This is a genomic window from Neisseria sp. HMSC070H10 (assembly GCF_001837635.1).
In the GTDB taxonomy this organism is placed as follows: Bacteria; Pseudomonadota; Gammaproteobacteria; order Burkholderiales; family Neisseriaceae; genus Neisseria; species Neisseria subflava_A.
Genome location: NZ_KV833368.1, coordinates 127,250 through 148,760, shown reverse-complemented (window position 1 = coordinate 148,760; position 21,511 = coordinate 127,250). Strand labels below are relative to the sequence as shown.

Genomic DNA, 21,511 nt, shown 5'->3' with positions numbered 1-21,511 from the left:
AAAGGCCGTCTGAAACCAATGTTTCAGACGGTCTTTCGTATCTTTGCACCAACTATATTATAATTCGCCATTATTTTCTGAAAGACTGCCCTGATGACTGCCTACCAGCAACAACTAGCCGATAAAAAGCAATATCTTCAGCAACTTTTCCAAGGACTGGATTTCCCTGAAATCGAAGTCTTTGAATCTCCGGAACAGCATTACAGAATGCGTGCCGAGTTCCGCATCTGGCATGAGGGCGGCGAAATGTTTTACGCCATGTTTGAGCGCGGGCAAAAGGCAAGCGGGGCAAGCCTGATTCGTTGCGACCAATTTCCTGCCGCATCCGAATCCATCAATGCCTTGATGCCGAAACTGATTGAAGCCGCATCCAATCATCCCGAGCTGAAAAACCGCTGGTACGCCGTCGAATTTTTGTCCACTTTAAGCGGCGAAATGCTGGTAACCATGATTTACCACAAGAAGCTGAACGAAGCATGGCAACAAGCCACGCAAGAGCTGGCGCACAATTTGGGCATCCACATCATCGGCCGCAGCCGCGGACAAAAAATCGTATTGAGCCAAGATTTTGTGACCGAAGCATTGGAAGTCAACGGCAAAACCTTCTGCTATCGTCAAATCGAGGGCAGCTTTACCCAACCCAATGCCCAAGTGTGCCAAAAAATGCTGACGTGGGCGTGTAATGCAGCACAAAACTTAGGCAAAGACCTGCTTGAGCTGTACTGCGGCAACGGCAATTTTACCCTGCCGCTTTCACAACATTTCAATCAGGTGCTGGCAACCGAAGTTTCCAAAACTTCCGTCAACGCCGCCCAATGGAATATTGAAGCCAACCAAATTACCAATCTTAAAATCGCCCGCCTGTCTGCGGAAGAGTTTACCGAGGCCTACACGCAAAACCGTGAATTCCGCCGCCTGCAAGAACAAGGCATCGACTTGAAAAACTATGACTTTTCAACTATTTTTGTCGATCCTCCACGCGCCGGTGTTGATGATGAGACGCTCAAATTGGTGGCCCGATTCGACAACGTCCTCTATATTTCCTGCAACCCTGAGACCCTGCGCGCCAATCTCGACACGCTCTGTCAAACCCATACCATTGAACGCGCCGCCCTGTTCGACCAATTCCCATTTACCCACCATATCGAAAGCGGCGTTTGGTTGAAGAAGAAAAAATAAAACCATACAAAAAGGCCGTCTGAATGTTCAGACGGCCTTTAATTAACGGCATATTAAGCGATTTTCAAATCAATCCGCTTCCAAAACTACTTTCATGGCTTGGTTTTCAGCAGCGTGTTTGAATACATCGTAAGCTTTTTCCAATTCGCTGAATTTGAAATGGTGGGTCATCATTTTGGTGTAATCTACTGAGCTGCTGGAAATGGCTTTCATCAGCATTTCGGTGGTATTGGCGTTAACCAGGCCGGTAGTAATGGCAAGGTTTTTAATCCACAGTTTTTCCAGTTTGAAATCAACGGATTGACCATGTACACCGACCACTGCGATATGACCGCCGGGTTTCACGATGTCTTGACACATATTCCAAGTCGCAGGGATACCGACCGCTTCAATGGCGCAATCTACGCCGTCTTCGCCGACGATAGCGGTAACTTGCTTGCTCACATCACCGGAAGCAGGGTTGATGGTATGGGTCGCGCCCAATTCTTTCGCCAGTTTCAAGCGGTTTTCATCCATATCGCAAACGATGATGGCGGCAGGGCTATACAGTTGCGCAGTCAGCAACGCAGACATACCGACAGGGCCGGCACCGGCGATGAATACGGTATCGCCAGGTTTCACATCGCCATATTGCACGCCGATTTCGTGGGCGGTAGGCAAGGCATCGCTCAACAGCAGGGCAACTTCTTCGTTGACGTTGTCAGGCAGCGGAACCAAGCTGTTGTCGGCATAAGGCGTACGGACGTATTCGGCTTGCGTACCGTCGATCATATAGCCCAAGATCCAACCGCCGTTGCGGCAGTGTGAATAAAGTTGGATTTTACAGTTGTCGCAAGTACAGCATTTGCTGACACATGAAATAATGACTTTATCACCAACTTTGATGTTTTTTACAGCGTCGCCGACTTCTTCTACAATACCGATGCCCTCATGACCGAGAATACGACCGTCGGCAACTTCAGGGTTTTTACCCTTCCAAATACCCAAGTCAGTACCGCAAATCGTGGTTTTAACGATTTTGACGACTGCATCGGTCGGATCGATAATTTGAGGACGAGGTTTTTCTTCGAAACGGATGTCGTTTGCGCCATGATAAACCATTGCTTTCATGTGAATCTCCTTGATCGGTTAATAAACTTTAACAATACAGCGTAAATCCACGTTAACTATATTTATATACCCCTCCACCAGATAAGTCAATCCTGACTATTATTTCGTATGTTATAGTGTAACACTATGTTTTAAAAATGAATAATTAAAAAGTAAATATTAATGAACACACCCACATCCTTCGCGCGACGACTCATCGATTGGCAACGGCTGCATGGCCGTCACAACTTGCCTTGGCAGGTCAAAGACCCTTATTCCGTCTGGCTTTCAGAAATCATGCTCCAACAAACACAGGTTGCTACCGTATTGGACTACTATCCGCGTTTCTTAGCCAAATTCCCAACCGTGCAATCGCTTGCCGCTGCGCCGCAAGACGAGGTTTTATCCTTGTGGGCAGGCTTGGGCTATTACAGCCGCGCACGCAACCTGCACAAAGCCGCGCAACAAGTCATCGGACAATTCGGCGGTATCTTTCCATCCGAACGCAAGGACTTGGAGTCGCTCTGCGGCGTAGGCAGAAGTACCGCTGCCGCCATTTCTGCCTTTGCTTTCAACCGACGAGAAACCATCTTGGACGGCAACGTCAAACGCGTTCTCTGCCGTGTCTTTGCCCAAGACGGCAATCCGCAAGATAAAAAATTTGAAAATTCGCTTTGGACACTTGCCGAAAGCCTGCTGCCGTCTGAAAACGCCGATATGCCTGCCTATACACAAGGGCTGATGGATTTAGGCGCAACCGTCTGCAAACGGACAAAACCTTTGTGTCATCAATGCCCTATGGCAGACATCTGCGAAGCAAAAAAACAAAACCGCATTGACGAGCTTCCCCGCAAAAAAACTGCTCCCGAAGTGCAAACCCTACCGCTTTACTGGCTGATTATCCATAACACTGACGGCGCATTATTGCTTGAAAAACGCCCTGCCAAAGGCATTTGGGGCGGTCTGTATTGCGTACCCTGTTTTGAAAAATTAGACGATTTGTATGCTTACGCCGAACGCTTCGGCATTATTTCAGACGGCCTTGAAGAACAAACCACGTTTACCCACCGCCTAACCCACCGTTTATTGATGATTACCCCTTTTCAGACGCAACAAAGGCCGTCTGAACATCTTTCAGACGGCCTTTGGGTATCATTGGAACATTTGGCGGATTATGGTTTGCCCAAACCTTTAATCAAATATTTGACTAAAGGCTAAACCGCCCTATTCCACAATCTCTTTAAATACAACTTCTTTTCCGCCGCGAATCAGTACGGCAAACCCGTCGCCAATCTGCCAACGCGAGCTTGGATTGGCGTACTCGACGCCCTGACTCCGCAAGCGGACTTGCACCAGTTTCTCAACCGTATTGCCTTCACGCAGCTCAACCATCATCGGGCTGTGGCTGTTGATATAAATTGCAGTAATCGTCCGACCTTGTGCGGATTGATAACGGACAGAATACGTCTGCGCCTGTGCAATGACCGGTAACGGCGCGTCAGGGCGCACGGCCTTATACGAGCCGCACGCAGCGCACAAACTCACGCACAAAGCGCAGATGATTTTGTTCGACATAGACATAGATTAGTAATGATGATGCGGAATCTCGCCATCAAGACGGTAATAAGTGCCGCAATACGGGCATTCAATCTCACTATTGGACTGAATCGGCAAGAACACGCGCGGATGGCCGTTCCATGTTTCATGATTAGGGCCGGAGCAATGCAGCGGCAAATCCTGCGGTTTGATGACTACAACGTTTTTTTCAGACTGTGTACTCATGGTTTGGTTCCTCACTATGTTTTCTTATCTTCCGATATTGTAAAGCAAAACGGCTGCTAGGTTCAGACTGAAAACATTATATAATCACTTTTTTCAGACGGCCTTTGATGATGATGACTACCCTGCTCCGCCTTCAAGATTTCGATACTTCCGATTCCGCCTCATTTCTTTATACACTCAGCGCAGCCTATTTGGACCACACCGAACAGGCAGGCGACGAGGAAATGTCCGGCCTCAACGACGAACAGCATACATTGACCGCCCTTTGCTACCTCGACAGCCAAGTTCAAGAAGGCGGCTTCGTACAGCTTATCGCTTCAGGATACGGAGAATACATCTTTGGCAACCCGGTTGCCGACAGCCTGCGCCGCTGGCGCATCAAACCGATACCGAAAATCTTAGACAAAGCCAAAGCCTTGTACGAAAAACACGGCGAAGCCATTGAAAAAATGGCAGACGAGCAAAAGGATTTCGACGAAATCCGCAAAGCTTTTCCCGATTTTGAAGAGCTTGACGGCGATTATTATGACGTTGCCGACGAAGACTTGGAAACTGCGGCAGCCTACGTTCAGGCAAATTGGGATAAATTTGCCAAACTGTCAGGCTGAAACCATAAAACTTTGCCGGTTTGAATCATCTGTTCAAACCGGCAAAATCATCAATACATCGAATTAACGCTTGTTTTTCTGATAAATCGGCATTACTTCAGGCAACATTTTACGGATTGCATTGATACGCGCCTGATTGGTCGGGTGGGTCGACAAAATAGACAATGAGCTGCCGCCCTGTACTTTGTTCATTTTTTCCCACACGCTTACCGCAGCCTCAGGGTTGTAGCCTGCTTCAGCCATCAAACGCACACCGCCGGCATCCGCTTCGCTTTCCTGATGGCGTGAGAACGGTTTGGTTGCCAACAAATCTGCACCCAAGCCGACCAAATCACCATCCACACCGGTTGAGCTGGCCAAAATCGAACCGCCCAAGCCGGTCAATACTTGTCCGCCCAAGGCTTTTTTACTGTGTTCCAACAGAGCATGGGTCATTTCATGGCCGACAACGGCGGCAATTTCATCATCAGTCAGCTTCAATTTCTCTACTATACCGGTGTACACGGCCATTTTACCGCCTGGCATTGCCCATGCGTTCATTTCATCACTGCGGATAACGTTCATCTGCCAGTTGAAAGGCACGCCGGTTTTGTTGGCGCGCTCAGCATGAGGACGCAGACGTGCAAACACGCGTTGAACGCGTTGAGCAGTTGGAGATGAAACATCCAAAGCTTTTTGACCACGCGCGTTTTGAATGACTTGTGAGTAACTTTTGGCAGCATCTTCATTCAAAGTCGCAGTATCATAGCCAACCATATCCGCTACAGAAGTACAGCCGGTCAACGCCAAAATCACACCCATACCGGCCCAATATTTTTTATTCCATTTTTTCAACATGTTTTCTCTCTGTGTTTTAAAATTAATGTAACGACATTGTACCCAAATTTAATACCCTTTACACAAAAGGCCGTCTGAACGGTTTCAGACGGCCTTTAAGCGTAATATTTAAGAACGGCGCTGCAGCATCCAAGACTCAATCTTACGCGCATCGTTCACGCGGGTTGTGGAAGACGGAGAGTTGAGCAATACAATGGTAATCGGCTGATTCTGTACATTGGCCTTAACCACCATAGAACGTCCTGCTTCACGAATATAGCCGGTTTTCTGCAATTCGATATTCCAGCTGCCCTCACGCACCAAGGCATTGGAGTTTTTGTAGTTTTGACGACCATTTGCCGTCCAAACCGAGCCGTAATTTGAAGTCGAATTTTTACGGATCAGCGGATACTTACTGGCTGCCGCAACCATGCGGTTCAAATCGCGTGCAGTGGAAACGTTTTGGAAATTCAAACCGGTAGGCTCATAGAAACGGCTGCTGCTCATGCCCAGGCTTTGCGCTTTGGCATTCATAGCCGCAACAAATGCGCTCATACCGCCCGGATAAGTACGGCCCAATGCATGAGTAGCACGGTTTTCACTGCTCATCAGGCTCAGGTGCAACAGTTCGCCGCGTGTCAGCGTCGTGCCGATGCTCAAACGGCTGCCTGTACCTTTCAGGCGGTCGATTTCAGCCTCGGTAATCGTAATCGGCTCGTTCATATCGAGATGCGCATCCAACACCACCATCGCACTCATCAATTTAGAAATAGAGGCAATCGGCATGACACGATCAGGGTTTTTCTGATACAGCACTTCACCGGTTTTATTATTGAAAATCAAAGCAGATTGCGAAGACAGCAGAGGACCTGCCAAAGCGGCTTGAGCTTCGACTTGGTCGGCATGACTCAATGCAAAAGCTTCCAGCGGGTCATTTTGCACTGGGAAATTTTGCTCCAAAAATTGTCCCAATACATCCATATCATTGGCAACGGCAGGCGCAGAAGCAAAGGCCAATGCCACACCTGTCCATACCATTCCTAAAGTTTTATAGATTTTCATATCTGCCAATTCAAAAAAATACATTTAATTCAACATTCTGTTAAATTTTTCAACAATTGTAAAGCGAGTTGAGAAAACTTTGCGTTTGTTTGCGAGATATTCAAATCCAACGTCCGCATCTGTTTCTTAGACGATACGGCGCAATGCCTGCTCTGATTTGAAAAAACACAAGATAGTCATTATACTTAGGCTCCTTTGTCAGAGGCATTCCCTCAATCCGGCAATACGCCCGAAATATCTGTTCCCCCTTTACAACACAGCCTCCATACAACCATACGAAGAAATTATTATGTCTGAAGAAAAACGCACCTGTTCATTCTGCGGGAAGTCCGAAAACGACGTTAAAAACCTGATCGAAGGCGAACACGCCTTCATCTGCAACGAATGTGTAGAAACTTGCGGCATAATGCTGCAAGACAACGAGTTCGGCGAAATTGAAAACGAGCTTGTCAAAGCGAAAGAAGAAAACGCCGAGAAAAAACTGCCTACCCCGGCCGAAATCGTTGCCAACCTCAACGACCACGTTATCGGTCAGGAACACGCAAAAAAAGCGTTGGCAGTATCGGTTTACAACCACTACAAACGCCTGCGCCACCCGAAAGCGGAGGGCAAAGTCGAGTTGTCCAAATCCAATATCCTGCTCATCGGCCCTACCGGCTCAGGTAAAACCCTGTTGGCGCAATCTTTGGCGCGCAAACTGGATGTACCTTTTGTCATGGCGGATGCCACAACTTTGACCGAAGCCGGTTATGTCGGTGAAGACGTCGAACAAATCATCACCAAACTTTTGGGCAAATGTGATTTTGACGTTGAAAAAGCCCAGCGCGGCATCGTTTATATCGATGAAATCGATAAAATTTCACGCAAAAGCGACAATCCGTCCATCACGCGCGACGTATCCGGCGAAGGCGTGCAACAAGCCTTGCTGAAACTGATTGAAGGCACGGTAGCCAGCGTTCCCCCTCAAGGCGGCCGCAAACATCCAAACCAAGAATTCATCAACGTTGATACTACCAACATCCTCTTTATCTGCGGTGGCGCATTTGCCGGCTTGGAAAAAGTCATCCGACAACGTACTGAAAAAGGCGGTATCGGCTTTGGTGCAGCGGTACACAGCAAAGATGAAAACGCCGATATTTCAGCACTGTTTGAAACAGTCGAGCCTGAAGATTTGATTAAATTCGGTTTGATTCCCGAGCTTATCGGCCGTCTGCCCGTGATTGCCACATTGGCAGAATTGGACGAAGATGCTTTGGTCAACATTTTGACCGAACCGAAAAATGCCTTGGTCAAACAATATCAAACCTTGTTTGAAATGGAAGATGTCGGCCTTGAGTTTGAAGAAGACGCTTTGCGCAGCATCGCCAAACTGGCAATGGAACGCAAAACCGGTGCGCGCGGTCTGCGTTCTATCGTCGAACGTTGCCTCTTGGACACCATGTACGCCCTGCCAGATTTGAAAGGCGTAGCAAAAGTCGTCATCAATAAAGAGGTCGTGGAAAAAGGCGATCAGCCAAAACTTTTCCGTGAAGACGGCAGCGAATATAAGCAATAAGGATCATTCTCTAAAAAAGACGTGTAACCGTTACACGTCTTTTTTATTTTTTAATAAAACCAAAAGCATATCTTTGAATAATGGCCTTATACATGAAAAAACAAAGGCCGTCTGAAACATATTCAGACGGCCTTTGTCTTCAAGTTGCTCTACAGCCTGCTTTCATCCGGAGTATTGATGAACGAGACTGCCTTGAATTTTATGAAGCTTATTTTTTTGCTTTCTTAACAGCTGCTTTTTTAGCAGGAACAGCAGTTTCAGAATCAGCTACAGGCTCGCAGCAGGATCGGAAGCAACTGATTCAGCTGTACGTTGATAGCCTTTGCCTTTCATGCAAGCATCAAATACAGCACGATCAGCATTTTCACCAGATGCTTGTTGACATTGAGTCATCGCTTCTTCAACAGTGATGCGTGGCGCTGCCGCTTCTTCAGGTTTGGAAGAAGAACAAGCTGCCAACATCAGGCTACCGGTGGCAAGAGCGATTAATAAAGTTTTCATAATTATATATTCCTAAATTTTGATTTTATGGTTTACCGTTAAACGGGAGATACAGGCTACAAAACAAGCTCTGTACCTCAATATTGAGTACATGAGTGCAATTTAGTTTCATTTCAACCTGTAAGTTTTTGATAAATTAATTCTATTGAAGTTAAGACAAATGCTTAATCCTCAATAAACTCAAAATCTTGCAGACCAGTCATTTTTTCTGTTTTTTTCACTGTAAAAATATCAAAACGTGGCTGTTCCTAATCGCAACCATCATTTGGGGAGTCCCTCTTTTTATGGCATAATGGACTACTTGACGGATTGTTCCGCTCCCCATTTTTTTCAAACCGCAGAATCAAAATCATACTGCGGTTTGTCCATTTCAGAATCAGATTTTTCAGACGGCCTCATTATTCAAAAGGCCGTCTGAACAGAAAGCCACCATCATGAATCCTTTCTCTTCACTCGGTTTAGGCAGCGAATTGGTCTCTGCCCTGACCGATCAAGGGTATGAAAACCCGACGCCTATCCAAGCCGCAGCAATTCCTAAAGCCTTGGCAGGACACGATCTTTTGGCCGCAGCACAAACCGGCACAGGTAAAACCGCCGCCTTTATGCTGCCCAGCCTCGAACGCCTGAAACGCTACGCTACATCCAGCACCTCCCCTGCCATGCACCCTGTCCGCATGTTGGTATTGACCCCGACCCGCGAACTGGCCGATCAAATCGATCAAAACGTCCAGGCATACATTAAAAATCTTCCTTTGCGCCATACCGTCCTCTTCGGCGGCATCAATATGGACAAACAAACTACCGACTTGCGCGCCGGTTGTGAAATCGTTGTTGCCACGGTTGGCCGACTGCTCGACCACGTCAAACAAAAAAACATCAATTTAAATAAAGTTGAAATCGTCGTACTCGATGAAGCCGACCGTATGCTTGATATGGGTTTCATCGACGATATCCGCAAAATCATGCAGATGCTGCCCAAACAGCGGCAAACCCTGCTTTTCTCCGCCACTTTCTCACCGCCTATCCGCAAGCTTGCGCAAGATTTTATGCACACGCCCGAAATGGTTGAAGTGGCTGCGCAAAATACCACCAACGCCAATGTCGAGCAACACATCATTGCCGTTGACGCACTCAAAAAACGCAACCTGCTCGAACGTCTGATTGTTGATTTGCATATGAATCAAGTCATTGTATTCTGCAAAACCAAACAAAGCGTCGATCAAGTTACCCGCGACCTCGTCCGCCGCAACATTGCCGCGCAATCCATCCACGGCGACAAATCCCAACAAAGCCGACTGGAAACCCTCAACGCCTTTAAAGAAGGTACATTACGCGTTTTGGTTGCCACCGACGTTGCAGCGCGCGGCCTGGATATTGCCGAGTTGCCTTTCGTCATCAACTACGAGCTGCCAACCCAACCTGAAGACTACGTCCACCGCATCGGACGTACCGGCCGGGCCGGTGCCGACGGCGTTGCCATTTCCTTGATGGATAAAACCGAACAGAAAATGTTTGAATCCATTAAAGAGCTGATCGGCAGCGATTTGAATGTGGAACGCATCGAAGGCTTCGAGCCGTATTGGTGGGGCACCGACAATCAAGATGAAGCCGAAGCGCAACCAGTTCAGCACAACGACAGCCGCTCTCGCCGCGAAGATAGAAACAAACGCAGCGAATACGCGAATAAATCAGACAAAAACTCGAAAAAAGCAGAAGAGAAAAACGATCCGGGTATTGTCTGCGGTAAAATTGCCGGCAGAACACGCCGCAGCCGTCACGAGCGTCAGCCTTGCGCCCTGCTCCAACCTGGTTTTGGCGTAAAGTAAACAACGCTGATTAATCGGTTTTCTGATTATTTATCCTAACAAAGGCCGTCTGAAACTTATCTTTCAGACGGCCTTTTATTAAACTAAAAATAAAGGACGTGATGAACATGTCCTTTATTTTTCCGTTTCAGACGGCCTTTATTATTTAAGGCCGTCTGAAAATCGGTTTACCTTGTTACATTAAACATTCACGGTTTCGGCTACTTCGTTGTAGCTGTCGATTTCGTTGAAGTTCATGTAACGGTAGATTTGGTCGCCCTGCTCGTTGATGATACCGATATTCGCTTGGTATTCTTCAACTGTCGGGATTTTACCCAGTTTAGAGCAGATTGCCGCCAACTCAGCCGAGCCGAGGTAAACAAAGGTGTTTTTACCCAAACGGTTCGGGAAGTTACGGGTAGAAGTAGACATTACAGTCGCGCCTTCATGTACTTGTGCTTGGTTACCCATACACAATGAGCAACCCGGCATTTCCATACGCGCGCCTGCACGGCCGAGTACGCCGTAGTGGCCTTCGTCAGACAACTCTTTCGCATCCATTTTGGTTGGAGGCGCCATCCACAGACGCACCGGGATGTCGGTTTTACCTTCCAAGAGTTTGGAAGCTGCGCGGAAGTGGCCGATGTTGGTCATGCACGAACCGATGAACACTTCGTCGATTTTGGTGCCGGAGCGTTCAGACATGAAGCACACGTCGTCAGGGTCGTTCGGGCAGGCAATAATCGGCTCTTTAATGTCGTCCATGTTGATTTCAATCACGGCGGCGTATTCGGCATCTTTATCCGCTTCGAGCAGCTCCGGATTTGCCAACCATGCTTCCATGGCTTTGATACGGCGTTCCAAAGTGCGCGAATCTTGATAGCCGTCGGCAATCATGTTTTTCATCAACACAATGTTGGATTTCATGTACTCGATAATCGGCTCTTTGTTGAGCTTCACAGTACAGCCTGCAGCAGAACGTTCGGCAGACGCGTCAGTCAATTCAAAGGCTTGTTCCACTTTCAAATCAGGCAGACCTTCGATTTCGAGGATGCGGCCGGAGAAGATATTTTTCTTACCGGCTTTAGCAACAGTAAGCAGGCCTTGTTTAATCGCGTACAACGGAATGGCGTTCACCAAATCGCGCAGGGTTACGCCCGGTTGCAGTTTGCCGCTGAAGCGTACCAATACAGACTCAGGCATATCGAGCGGCATTACACCAGTAGCTGCTGCGAAAGCAACCAAGCCGGAGCCGGCAGGGAAAGAAATACCGATAGGGAAACGGGTGTGGCTGTCGCCGCCGGTACCGACTGTATCAGGCAACAACAGACGGTTGAGCCATGAGTGAATCACGCCGTCGCCCGGACGCAGGGATACGCCGCCACGGGTAGAAATGAAGGCGGGCAATTCTTTATGGGTTCTCACATCGACAGGTTTTGGATAAGCGGCGGTGTGACAGAAAGACTGCATCACCATATCTGCTGAGAAGCCCAAGCAAGCCAGGTCTTTCAATTCGTCGCGAGTCATAGGGCCGGTAGTATCTTGCGAGCCGACAGTAGTCATGCGTGGTTCGCAGTAAGTACCCGGACGCACGCCTTTACCTTCCGGCAAACCGCAGGCACGACCAACCATTTTTTGCGCCAAGGTGAAACCGGCTTTGCTTTCAGCTGGTGCTTGAGGCAGACGGAACTCGGTAGAAGCAGGCAATTTCAGTGCTTCGCGCGCTTTGGCAGTCAGACCGCGACCGATAATTAGGTTGATACGACCACCGGCTTGTACTTCATCCAGCAATACTTGTGATTTCAGGCTGAATTCGGCAACGGTTTCGCCATTTTTCACGATCTTGCCTTCATAAGGCAGGATATCGACGACATCGCCCATTTTCAGCGCGGAAACATCGACTTCAATCGGCAGTGCGCCGGAGTCTTCTTGAGTATTGAAGAAGATAGGAGCAATTTTGCCACCCAGGCATACGCCGCCGAAACGTTTGTTCGGTACGAACGGAATATCTTCGCCTGTATGCCAAATCACAGAGTTGGTAGCAGATTTACGTGAAGAACCGGTACCGACCACGTCGCCAACGTAAGCAACCGGATGGCCTTTGGCTTTGAGTTCTTCCAATAATTTAATCGGACCGACTTCGCCCGGTTTGTCAGGATTGATGCCGTCGCGCGGGTTTTTCAACATCGCCAGCGCGTGCAGAGGGATATCAGGACGGCTCCATGCGTCAGGTGCAGGAGAGAGGTCGTCTGTATTGGTTTCACCGTCGACTTTGAATACGGTAACAGTGATTTTTTCTGGAACTTTGGCACGAGAAGTGAACCATTCGGCATCTGCCCAAGATTGCAATACTTCTTGCGCGTATTTATTGCCTTTTTCGGCTTTTTCTTGAACATCGTGGAAAGAGTCAAACATCAACAGAGTATGTTTCAGACCATTTGCAGCGATAGGTGCAAGTTTGTCGTTGTCCAAGAGTTCGATGAGTGCATGAATGTTGTAACCGCCAAGCATGGTACCTAACAGCTCGGTAGCATACTCAGGGGAAATCAGCGGACTGGATGCGCTGCCTTCGGCAACGGCTGCCAAAAATGAGGCTTTAACTTTGGCGGCATCGTCCACACCGGGTGGTACGCGGTGAGCCAACAGCTCAACCAAGAACTCACCTTCACCGGCAGGTGGATTTTTCAGCAGCTCAACCAAATCAGCAGTCTGCTGAGCAGTCAGAGGAAGGGGGGGAATACCAAGGGTGGCGCGCTCGGCGGCGGCTTTACGATAGGCTTCTAACATCTCTTTGTTCCTTTTTCTGTTTTTTCTTCTGGACAATTGCAAATGATTTGCAATTAAGGATTGTAAACAATCCTTTTAAGTATCATAGACCAGTTTTCAAAAAATGGGAACAGTTATGTTACTGAACGTAATAAATTTAAACTATTTTGTTTAATGTATTAATAGTCCAACCTATCCAAAGCCGCCCTCTTCTAAGCGTTTTAGCCAAACAGACGGGAAACTTCGGCTGATTTTTTACGGTACGGCAATATGATTTCAACGCGGAACAGGCCGTCTGATTGGATGCTTCTGATTTTCGCATCGGTGTCATACATCAAAGTCAGGCGCTCTTTCAGATTGCGCAGAGCCATAGAATTGCCTTTATGCGGCTTGGTATTTTCGTTAGGTTCCGTTCCGCACGGATTTTCGATACTGATGAAAATAGATGATTTCTCCAATTTTGTTAATACCGTAATTATCCCTGGACGGTGGATAGATTCGACACCATGGAATACAGCATTTTCCAAAAGCGGTTGCAACAGCAAATGCGGCGTTTCTGCATCGTCGGGTGCATGGTGTTGCCACATAACCTGTACGCGCATATGTCCCATGCGGATTTGCTCGATGGCAATATATTCCTGCGCCCACTCGATTTCCTGTCCTAAGGTGCTGTTTTGACTACCGTCGCGCAGTTGTGCGCGGAACAAGTTGGCCAAATTTTCCAGCAAAGTTTCCGCGTCATACGGACGCAGACGGATTAAGCTGATGGCGGCATTCAAGCTGTTAAACAAGAAATGCGGACGGATACGCGCTGTCAACGCGCTCAGTCTGGCTTCGGAAATGGAAGGCGCAAGGCTGTTGCGGCGGGCTGCTTCGATGTACATGAAACTGAAACAAAAAAAGGTCAGCAAGAAGAAGTGTTGAATCAGCGGCCAAATTTCCGTCTTCAAAATCACTAGATCGACAAACAAGAAAATCAGCAGGTTGGAGACGTAGGAAACCACGACGCTGTACTGCGAGCGAAGCAGGGACGGCGCAAATGCCTGTAAGAAATAGACCTTGAGTAAAATTAAAAGGATGACGGGGCAAGCCCATGAAAAATGTTGGAAAATCTGTTCCGGATAAGGCACGCCCGATACCGTCATCAACGGAAAGATAAACAAACTGATTAACAAAACAATGAGCAGGCGCACCAAAGTTGCGGAATTGCGCAAATCCGGCACTGCGAAATTCTGGTTTATTTGACGTATAATAGACATGATTTCAACCGTTTTCTTTCATAATGTATAGACGGGTCTGCTATATTGAAGACGTAGACCCTGTTTTTTTATTTATATTTTAAGGATGCTGATATGAGCAAGGACAAAACCTGGTCAGGCCGTTTTAACGAACCTGTTTCCGAGCTGGTCAAAAAATATACCGGCTCGATTGATTTTGACAAACGACTGGCAGAATGGGACATCCAAGGCTCGCTGGCACACGCGCAAATGCTGACACAGTCGGGCGTTTTGAGCGAAGACGACCTCTCCGTCATCCGTCAAGGCATGGCCGAGATTATAGCAGAAATCAAGGAAGGAACTATTTCCTGGTCGCTGGATTTGGAAGATGTCCACATGAACATCGAACGCCGCCTCACCGACAAAATCGGCGACGCCGGCAAACGCCTGCACACCGGCCGCAGCCGCAACGACCAAGTCGCTACCGACATCCGCCTGTGGCTGCGTGATCAAATTACCGTTATCCAAAGCCTGATTCAAAACCTTCAGACGGCCTTGGTTGATTTGGCGGAGCAAAATGTGGAAACCGTCATGCCCGGCTTTACCCACCTGCAAGTTGCCCAGCCGGTCAGCTTCGGACACCACATGCTCGCCTACGTCGAAATGCTCGGCCGCGATTTCGAGCGCATGGCCGACTGCCGCAAACGCGTCAACCGTATGCCGCTCGGCGCCGCCGCACTGGCCGGTACCACCTACCCGATTCAGCGCGAAATCACCGCCGAACTATTGGGCTTTGAACAAATCTGCCAAAACTCGCTCGATGCCGTGTCTGACCGCGATTTTGCCATTGAGTTCACAGCCGCCGCTTCCCTGATTATGGTTCACCTGAGCCGTCTTTCCGAAGAATTGATTTTGTGGATGAGTCCGCGTTTCGGCTTTATCGATATTGCCGACCGTTTCTGCACCGGCTCGTCCATCATGCCGCAAAAGAAAAATCCCGACGTACCCGAACTGGTGCGCGGCAAATCCGGTCGCGTGATTGGCCACCTGATCGGCCTGGTTACCCTGATGAAATCGCAACCTTTGGCGTACAACAAAGACAATCAGGAAGACAAAGAGCCACTGTTTGACACTGCCGACACGCTTATCGACACCCTGCGCATTTACGCCGACATGATGCGCGGCGTGACCGTCAAACCCGACAATATGCGCGCCGCCGTGATGCAGGGCTTCGCCACTGCCACCGATTTGGCGGATTACTTGGTGAAAAAGGGCATGCCTTTCCGCGACAGCCACGAAATCGTCGCTCAAGCCGTGCGCTATGCCGATGAAGCTGGCGTTGATTTGAGCGAATTGCCGCTTGAAGTCCTGCAAGGTTTCAGCGGTTTGATTGCCGACGATGTGTACACTGTGCTGACACCCGAAGGCAGCTTAAACGCACGTAACCACTTGGGCGGCACCGCGCCTGAACAAGTCCGTTTCCAAATTAAACGCTGGCGTGAATTGTTGGCTTAAACCCATCTAAACACATAATAAAAGGCCGTCTGAAAATTTTCAGACGGCCTTTTGATTACCTGTGTTACACTCAACCTCACAATAAAAACAGACAAACCTAAACTTACCTCCAAACGAGAAAACACGCCTCCTGACTTTGCCGCCATCTTCATACAAAAGGAGCAAGGATGAAAAACATTGTCTTAAAATTGATCATGATCTGCCTATGCTGCGGATGCTATGCCGTATTCGTCGCCTGGGAAAATGGCGGATTCAGCCAGCTCCATGATTTTCAAGCAATAGAGAGCAACGGCATGAGCGCATACCTTCATCAAACCTCCGCCGCCACCATGCAGGCTGAAAAAAACGAGCTGTCGATTTTGCAAAACAACCAAAACAGCTTAGCCTCTTGCGTCGGCATTGAATCTTTATGCGAACAAGCCAAGCCAGGAATCTGGGTTGAACATGCCAAATTCTTACAACACAAAGACACGGGCAAATTATTGGTACTTTCGTTGGACTATTTGGAAAACAATGACACCGCAAAAACCCTACACAACCGCTATACTGCATCGCTCCTCCCCCAAGCAGACAGAACGGAAGCGTGGCATTATGCCTGGCGTACATTTTTGAGCTCAATAATGTTTCTAATGGTCGTCAATCTGACGCCAATGATTTTTACCCTATTCGAGGAAAAAACAACCGCAGCATAAAAACATGCCGTCTGAAAACATTTTCAGACGGCATGTTTCATTATTAAAGCTTAACGCGGATGAACCATATCGGCAGGAACGACCAATTCATCAAACTCTTCGCCTGTCAGCAAGCCCAATTCGATGGCGGTTTCGCGCAACGATTTGTCGTTTTTATAGGCGGTTTTGGCGACCTTGGCGGCGTTTTCATAGCCGATTTTACGGTTTAACGCAGTAACCAACATCAGGGAATGGTGCAGGAAATAGTCGATTTTTTCCGGTACGGGTTCGATGCTGACGGCGCAGTGTTCGTTGAAGCTGTTGCACGCATCGCCCAACAGACGGATGGATTGCAAGAGGTTGTAGGCGATAACGGGCATATAGACGTTCAGCTCAAAGTTGCCCGATGCGCCTGCCATGCCGATGGTAACGTCGTTGCCGAACACTTGGCAGCACACCATGGTCATCGCTTCGCATTGGGTTGGGTTGACTTTGCCCGGCATGATGGACGAACCCGGCTCGTTTTCGGGGATTTTGATTTCGCCCAAACCGCAGCGCGGACCGCTTGCCAGCCAGCGGATGTCGTTGGCGATTTTGTTCAGGCTTGCCGCCAGCGTTTTCAATGCGCCCGAAGCGGCAACGGCGGCATCGCGTCCGCCCAGGGCTTCAAATTTATTCGGCGCGCTGACAAACGGCAAGCCGGACAATTCGGCGAGTTTGGCAGCGGCCTTTTCGGCGTATTCGGGATGGCTGTTCAAACCCGTACCGACCGCCGTGCCGCCCAAAGCGAGTTCATATAAGTCTTTAAGCGCATCGTTCAGACGGCCTAAACCGTGATCAAGCTGGGAAACATAGCCGGAAAACTCTTGACCCAAAGTCAGCGGCGTCGCGTCTTGTAAGTGGGTGCGGCCGATTTTGACGATGGGGGCGAAGGCTTGGGCTTTTTTGTCCAACGTGTCGCGCAGGGCTTTTACCGCCGGAATAAGGTGGCGGTTGATTTCAATCGCGGCGGCGACGTGGATGGCAGTTGGGAACGCATCATTAGTCGATTGCGCGTGGTTCACATGGTCGTTGGGATGGACGGGCTGATACGCCGCCAAGCCCGTACCGGCAATTTCATTGGCGCGGTTTGCCAACACTTCGTTCATGTTCATATTGGATTGCGTGCCGGAGCCGGTCTGCCAAACCACTAAGGGGAACTGCCCGTCGAGCTTGCCGTTCAACACGTCGTCCGCCGCCTGCGTAATCAAATCCGCCTGTTCGGGCTTAATCCTGCCGAGGGAAACATTGGTGGCGGCTGCGGCTTTTTTCACCAGCGCCAAAGCATAAATCAGAGGCTGCGGCAGGGTTTCGCCGCCGATTTTGAAATTGTTGCGGCTGCGCTGGGTCTGCGCACCCCAATAGGCTTCGGATGGGACTTCGACATTGCCCATGGTGTCGTGTTCGGTACGAGTACTCATGCGTTTCTCCTATATTTAAACAGAAATAATAATGATTCGTAAATTTATTATACCCAGCAAAAGGCCGTCTGAAAAGAGAGAGGTTTTCAGACGACATTTTGCTTTATCAACCTGAAATATTAATAGAAGATAAAACCCGATTTCGGAGCAAACACAACCTGCGCCGCCACTCCCCCTCTTCTAAAAATTTTCCTCCTTGCCGATTTGTATTTTGCGCTAGGTGTTTATCGACAATAAATACCTTATCGTTTCTTTACTTTGTTTCTCTCCAAGAGCATAATGAATAAAAATGATTATCAGGAGATGAAGATGAAACGAAAACATTTGGTTTACCTGTTAATGAGCGGTTTTGCCGCCGCAAACGGCTTTGCCGAAACCTTGGCAGACCCCGATGAAATCCAGCCTGTCAAAACCTTTTCCCCTCCCAAACCGATTGCCCCGACCGCTGCACAAGGCTATTTCCCCGAAAACCAATTCGACCGCACCGACCGCAGCGATCATTACTTTGTTACCGAAAACATAGACCAAGCCTTCCGTCCGTTGAAAGCAAACAGCGGTTTTTACGGCAAAAGCTTTTACAACTCCGTTACCGCACAAGCGCGTGGGGCGAAAGTGTACGGCGTGGTCAACCTCAATCACACCAAAACCAACGGCTATAAAGACGGCGACGGCAATCAGACCGATTGGAAATACAGCCGTTTTAATCAAGCTTTGGTACTCGGTTTCGTGCCGTCTGAAAATCAAGAATACCGCCTCACCTACCTACACGACGACATCAACGATGACCGCCAGCCGCAGTTCGTTAACGACGCATTGGACACCGAACGCCACATCGCTAAACTCAACGCGCGTTGGGGCAATGCCGATTTGAGCAATACGGTCAGCGCGGAAGCAGGCATCATCAAACTCAAACGCCATGCCGACAATTACTCACTGCGTCCAAACAACACGCCGCAACAAATGTTTGTAGAACTTGACCGCAAAGTGTACGACTTCTCGCTCAAACACGACGCGGACTTCGGCAAATTCCACAACAACGCCACCGTCAGCTACCGCAACGACAGCCAAAACGGCGAGCGCAACGCCCACACCGCCATGCGCGATTTCCTCAACGGCTACCGTTTCGCCGATGTACACCTCGACCGCTGGCGCATTGCCGATACCCTGTCTTACAAGTTTGACGACCAACACAAACTGGGCTTGGGCTTAAGCTACGAAATCAACGAAGCAGACGTACGCAAAAATACAGCTCAGCCCGCCCATCCGATGAACCGTAACCTTGCCTTCGCCTCATCACAACAAATCTGGAAAACCCATTACGGCTACGACTTCAACGGCAAAGTGCGCCGTCATGCCTTCTCAGGCGAACTCAAATACGATTTCACGCCGTCTGAAACGCAAAAATACAGCGTTTCCCTTGCTCACTTAGAACGCATCGGCGACAACACCGAACGCTTCAACTCGCTTGCCGCCATCGTACAAAACCGCATGAACGGCGCGCTGATGAACCAGAACCCAGCCGCCGCCATCGCAGGCAATCCCCTGCTGAAAACCGAAAAACACAACCGCATCAAGCTCACCGCCGACAGCCGCAACGACTACTACAACGGCTATATGAACTCGTTGGCAGGCGCAGGCTGGAACGTAGGCAGCACGCTTGTGGCGGACGAAGTCAAAGACCTGATTATTTTTGACCGCGCCCACGGACAAAGCGGCACGGCTTCCAAAGGCGGCGGCATCATCACACGCAACGTGGATGCACGCCTGTTTACCGCGCAAGCCTACGCGCGTTACAACTTCAATCCGCATTGGGCGGCAGGCATCAAAGCCGCCTACAACTACGGGCACAACGAAACCGACGGCAGGCCGCTCTATCAAATCCGTCCGTTTGAAGCCGCCGTCCAAGCCGACTACAAAAACTACTTTGCCCACGGCAGCTACAACATCGGCGCGGCAACACGCTTTGTCGCCAAACAAACGCGCGGCGATTTTGATATAGCAAGCGGTCTGGGCATAGACAAACGCGAAGCCGCCAAAGGCTTTACCGTTGCCGACGTGTATGCCGGTATGAACATCAAAGACAAATACGGCTTGCGCTTGGGCGTGAACAACATGTTCAACAAAAAATACGCCGAATACATCAGCGGCGACCACGTCCTCGCCCTATCCCCCAGCGTGGTGTATGCACCGGGCAGGACATATTGGTTAAGTTTGCATGCGGCTTTTTAAAATCAGGCCGTCTGAAAGAATGCCTACACTGGCTTATTAAGAATTAGGAGATAAAAAATGGATATGAAAAGACGCGATTTCTTAAAAATGACCGCCGCGCTGGCAGCCGCAGGCGTTTCGCCTTCATTGTTGGCAGCTGGTAAAGAACAATTTACCGTATACGGCGCACCGGCAATGCCCAGCGTTACCATTGCAGTAGCGGCGTTACAGGGCAAGCTGGCGAAACAGGCAGATGTATCGCTGAAAATCTGGCGTTCGCCCGACCAACTGCGTGCAGGCGTAGCAAGCGGACAATTTAAAGTAATGATGAGCCCGAGCAATGTCGGCGTGAACCTGCGCAACCAAGGACAGAAAGTCGGCATGGTGAATATTTTGACCAACGGCATCACGCAGCTGATGTGCAAAGGCAGCGCGATTGCCTCGCCGCAGGATTTGGTCGGCAAAAAAATCCTCGTGCCGTTTAAAAACGACATGCCCGACATCGTGCTGCAAGCCTTGTTGAAAAAACTGAAAATCGACGCGCACAAAGTCGGCATCACCTACACCGCTACGCCGCCCGAAGCGGTGGGACTGTTTTTAAGCAAGGACTACCATGCCGCCATCCTGCCCGAACCGATGGCAACCGCCAGCCTACTGAAAGGCAAAACCATGGGCGTAAACGTCGTGCGCGGCTTTGATTTGGTGAAAGCATGGGGGCAGGCGTTTGACACCAAACCGCTGATTCCGATGGCGGGCATCATCGCCAACGAAGAATATTTCCACGCACACAAAGCACAGTTCGACCTCTTCCATCAGGATTTGAAAAACGCGCTCAACTGGATACTCGCCAACCGCCAAAGCGCGGCGAAAATCGGCAAAAACTATCTCCCCGCTCCCGAACCCGCCCTAGTCATGGGCTTGGACGGCGCACGGCTGACGGTAACCAAAGGCAGCGAAGTGAAGAACGAGATTTTGAAGTTTTACGAAATCCTGATGCAATTTAACCCGAAACTCTTGGGCGGCAAGCTGCCGGATAACGGGTTTTTCTTGGCTTAAAATGGGATAGAGGCCGTCTGAAAATAGTGGCGTAGCCATGAAATCTGCCTTGTCATTTTCAGACGGCCTATCAGGACATTATCAGCAGTGTAGGTCGGATTCTTGAACCCGACATTTCGGCTAAACGGGGCTGCCGGATACGAGTATCCGACCTACTCTTTTTAGACTACCTATCAGATAATAGTTCGAACAGTACACAAAGAGCCGTCATTTCCGCGCAG

Annotated in this window: 18 protein-coding genes; 9 read left to right on the top strand and 9 right to left on the bottom strand. The window is 49.2% G+C overall.

Features of this window, described 5'->3' with window-relative positions; translation table 11 throughout:
* Positions 1-93: 93 nt before the first annotated feature.
* Positions 94-1,179 carry a tRNA (uridine(54)-C5)-methyltransferase TrmA gene (gene trmA / locus HMPREF2606_RS05020; RefSeq protein ID WP_003745788.1) on the top strand — a complete coding sequence of 362 codons (1,086 nt, stop codon included), beginning with the start codon at positions 94-96 and terminating at the stop codon, positions 1,177-1,179.
* A gap of 69 nt (positions 1,180-1,248) precedes the next feature.
* Here the strand turns inward: trmA and HMPREF2606_RS05015 are convergent, their stop codons facing one another.
* Positions 1,249-2,289, bottom strand: a complete 1,041-nt coding sequence (locus HMPREF2606_RS05015) for a zinc-dependent alcohol dehydrogenase family protein (RefSeq protein WP_003745786.1) — start codon at positions 2,287-2,289, stop codon at positions 1,249-1,251.
* 162 nt (positions 2,290-2,451) lie between these two features.
* Between HMPREF2606_RS05015 and mutY the strand changes: the two genes are divergently transcribed.
* On the top strand, positions 2,452-3,486 hold the full coding sequence (gene mutY, locus HMPREF2606_RS05010; protein ID WP_003745785.1) for an A/G-specific adenine glycosylase: 1,035 nt from the start codon (positions 2,452-2,454) through the stop codon (positions 3,484-3,486).
* Between the two features lie 6 nt (positions 3,487-3,492).
* Here mutY and HMPREF2606_RS05005 read toward each other — a convergent pair whose 3' ends face one another.
* Together HMPREF2606_RS05005 and HMPREF2606_RS05000 are read right to left on the bottom strand one after the other, a co-directional pair.
* Complete coding sequence (locus tag HMPREF2606_RS05005; RefSeq protein ID WP_003745784.1) at positions 3,493-3,849, bottom strand: hypothetical protein; 357 nt, start codon at positions 3,847-3,849, stop codon at positions 3,493-3,495.
* A 3-nt stretch (positions 3,850-3,852) separates the two neighbouring features.
* Positions 3,853-4,050: a zinc-finger domain-containing protein gene (locus HMPREF2606_RS05000; protein WP_003745781.1), complete on the bottom strand. Its 198-nt coding sequence runs from the start codon at positions 4,048-4,050 to the stop codon at positions 3,853-3,855.
* A gap of 113 nt (positions 4,051-4,163) precedes the next feature.
* Between HMPREF2606_RS05000 and HMPREF2606_RS04995 the strand changes: the two genes are divergently transcribed.
* The gene (locus HMPREF2606_RS04995) at positions 4,164-4,658 is read left to right on the top strand and encodes a DMP19 family protein (protein WP_036493773.1); all 495 of its coding nucleotides are present in this window, start codon (positions 4,164-4,166) and stop codon (positions 4,656-4,658) included.
* A gap of 63 nt (positions 4,659-4,721) precedes the next feature.
* Here HMPREF2606_RS04995 and HMPREF2606_RS04990 read toward each other — a convergent pair whose 3' ends face one another.
* Both HMPREF2606_RS04990 and HMPREF2606_RS04985 read right to left on the bottom strand, forming a co-directional pair.
* Positions 4,722-5,495 (bottom strand): M48 family metallopeptidase, encoded by a 774-nt coding sequence (locus HMPREF2606_RS04990; RefSeq protein WP_003745777.1) that lies wholly within the window; start codon positions 5,493-5,495, stop codon positions 4,722-4,724.
* Between the two features lie 108 nt (positions 5,496-5,603).
* Positions 5,604-6,536, bottom strand: coding sequence for a serine hydrolase (locus tag HMPREF2606_RS04985; RefSeq protein WP_172884817.1), 933 nt, complete (start codon positions 6,534-6,536; stop codon positions 5,604-5,606).
* 289 nt (positions 6,537-6,825) lie between these two features.
* On the opposite strand from HMPREF2606_RS04985, the gene clpX reads away from it, so the two are divergent.
* A complete protein-coding gene (gene clpX, locus HMPREF2606_RS04980; protein ID WP_070713150.1) occupies positions 6,826-8,091 on the top strand; it encodes an ATP-dependent Clp protease ATP-binding subunit ClpX in 1,266 nt (421 codons plus the stop codon).
* Between the two features lie 267 nt (positions 8,092-8,358).
* Here the strand turns inward: clpX and HMPREF2606_RS04975 are convergent, their stop codons facing one another.
* A complete protein-coding gene (locus HMPREF2606_RS04975) occupies positions 8,359-8,592 on the bottom strand; it encodes a hypothetical protein (RefSeq protein ID WP_070814360.1) in 234 nt (77 codons plus the stop codon).
* A 431-nt stretch (positions 8,593-9,023) separates the two neighbouring features.
* Between HMPREF2606_RS04975 and HMPREF2606_RS04970 the strand changes: the two genes are divergently transcribed.
* Positions 9,024-10,418, top strand: coding sequence for a DEAD/DEAH box helicase (locus HMPREF2606_RS04970; RefSeq protein WP_141759959.1), 1,395 nt, complete (start codon positions 9,024-9,026; stop codon positions 10,416-10,418).
* 180 nt (positions 10,419-10,598) lie between these two features.
* On the opposite strand, the gene acnB is transcribed toward HMPREF2606_RS04970, so the two are convergent.
* Entirely contained in the window at positions 10,599-13,184 is a 2,586-nt protein-coding gene (gene acnB / locus HMPREF2606_RS04965) for a bifunctional aconitate hydratase 2/2-methylisocitrate dehydratase (RefSeq protein WP_070583545.1), read from the bottom strand.
* 200 nt (positions 13,185-13,384) lie between these two features.
* Positions 13,385-14,422 carry a sensor histidine kinase gene (locus HMPREF2606_RS04960; RefSeq protein ID WP_070583547.1) on the bottom strand — a complete coding sequence of 346 codons (1,038 nt, stop codon included), beginning with the start codon at positions 14,420-14,422 and terminating at the stop codon, positions 13,385-13,387.
* 93 nt (positions 14,423-14,515) lie between these two features.
* On the opposite strand from HMPREF2606_RS04960, the gene argH reads away from it, so the two are divergent.
* Positions 14,516-15,895 carry an argininosuccinate lyase gene (gene argH, locus HMPREF2606_RS04955; RefSeq protein ID WP_070843403.1) on the top strand — a complete coding sequence of 460 codons (1,380 nt, stop codon included), beginning with the start codon at positions 14,516-14,518 and terminating at the stop codon, positions 15,893-15,895.
* A gap of 167 nt (positions 15,896-16,062) precedes the next feature.
* Positions 16,063-16,587, top strand: coding sequence for a hypothetical protein (locus HMPREF2606_RS04950; protein ID WP_070843402.1), 525 nt, complete (start codon positions 16,063-16,065; stop codon positions 16,585-16,587).
* A 50-nt stretch (positions 16,588-16,637) separates the two neighbouring features.
* Here HMPREF2606_RS04950 and fumC read toward each other — a convergent pair whose 3' ends face one another.
* Positions 16,638-18,026: a class II fumarate hydratase gene (gene fumC / locus HMPREF2606_RS04945; RefSeq protein WP_070843401.1), complete on the bottom strand. Its 1,389-nt coding sequence runs from the start codon at positions 18,024-18,026 to the stop codon at positions 16,638-16,640.
* Between the two features lie 309 nt (positions 18,027-18,335).
* Here fumC and HMPREF2606_RS04940 point away from each other — a divergent pair, with 309 nt between their 5' ends.
* Positions 18,336-20,255: a TonB-dependent receptor gene (locus tag HMPREF2606_RS04940; RefSeq protein ID WP_070713173.1), complete on the top strand. Its 1,920-nt coding sequence runs from the start codon at positions 18,336-18,338 to the stop codon at positions 20,253-20,255.
* 57 nt (positions 20,256-20,312) lie between these two features.
* Positions 20,313-21,290, top strand: a complete 978-nt coding sequence (locus tag HMPREF2606_RS04935; protein WP_004519356.1) for an ABC transporter substrate-binding protein — start codon at positions 20,313-20,315, stop codon at positions 21,288-21,290.
* Positions 21,291-21,511 lie beyond the last annotated feature (221 nt).

Bases quoted from the DNA above. Each gene is read 5' to 3' on its own strand.
- HMPREF2606_RS04990 (WP_003745777.1), bottom strand. From the start codon at position 5,495: ATGTTGAAAAAATGGAATAAAAAATATTGGGCCGGTATGGGTGTGATT.
- HMPREF2606_RS04995 (WP_036493773.1), top strand. From the start codon at position 4,164: ATGACTACCCTGCTCCGCCTTCAAGATTTCGATACTTCCGATTCCGCC.
- HMPREF2606_RS04950 (WP_070843402.1), top strand. From the start codon at position 16,063: ATGAAAAACATTGTCTTAAAATTGATCATGATCTGCCTATGCTGCGGA.
- HMPREF2606_RS04975 (WP_070814360.1), bottom strand. From the start codon at position 8,592: ATGAAAACTTTATTAATCGCTCTTGCCACCGGTAGCCTGATGTTGGCA.
- HMPREF2606_RS04940 (WP_070713173.1), top strand. From the start codon at position 18,336: ATGAAACGAAAACATTTGGTTTACCTGTTAATGAGCGGTTTTGCCGCC.
- clpX (WP_070713150.1), top strand. From the start codon at position 6,826: ATGTCTGAAGAAAAACGCACCTGTTCATTCTGCGGGAAGTCCGAAAAC.
- acnB (WP_070583545.1), bottom strand. From the start codon at position 13,184: ATGTTAGAAGCCTATCGTAAAGCCGCCGCCGAGCGCGCCACCCTTGGT.
- HMPREF2606_RS04985 (WP_172884817.1), bottom strand. From the start codon at position 6,536: ATGAAAATCTATAAAACTTTAGGAATGGTATGGACAGGTGTGGCATTG.
- HMPREF2606_RS05000 (WP_003745781.1), bottom strand. From the start codon at position 4,050: ATGAGTACACAGTCTGAAAAAAACGTTGTAGTCATCAAACCGCAGGAT.
- HMPREF2606_RS04960 (WP_070583547.1), bottom strand. From the start codon at position 14,422: ATGTCTATTATACGTCAAATAAACCAGAATTTCGCAGTGCCGGATTTG.
- argH (WP_070843403.1), top strand. From the start codon at position 14,516: ATGAGCAAGGACAAAACCTGGTCAGGCCGTTTTAACGAACCTGTTTCC.
- HMPREF2606_RS04935 (WP_004519356.1), top strand. From the start codon at position 20,313: ATGGATATGAAAAGACGCGATTTCTTAAAAATGACCGCCGCGCTGGCA.
- HMPREF2606_RS05005 (WP_003745784.1), bottom strand. From the start codon at position 3,849: ATGTCTATGTCGAACAAAATCATCTGCGCTTTGTGCGTGAGTTTGTGC.
- trmA (WP_003745788.1), top strand. From the start codon at position 94: ATGACTGCCTACCAGCAACAACTAGCCGATAAAAAGCAATATCTTCAG.
- fumC (WP_070843401.1), bottom strand. From the start codon at position 18,026: ATGAGTACTCGTACCGAACACGACACCATGGGCAATGTCGAAGTCCCA.
- HMPREF2606_RS05015 (WP_003745786.1), bottom strand. From the start codon at position 2,289: ATGAAAGCAATGGTTTATCATGGCGCAAACGACATCCGTTTCGAAGAA.
- mutY (WP_003745785.1), top strand. From the start codon at position 2,452: ATGAACACACCCACATCCTTCGCGCGACGACTCATCGATTGGCAACGG.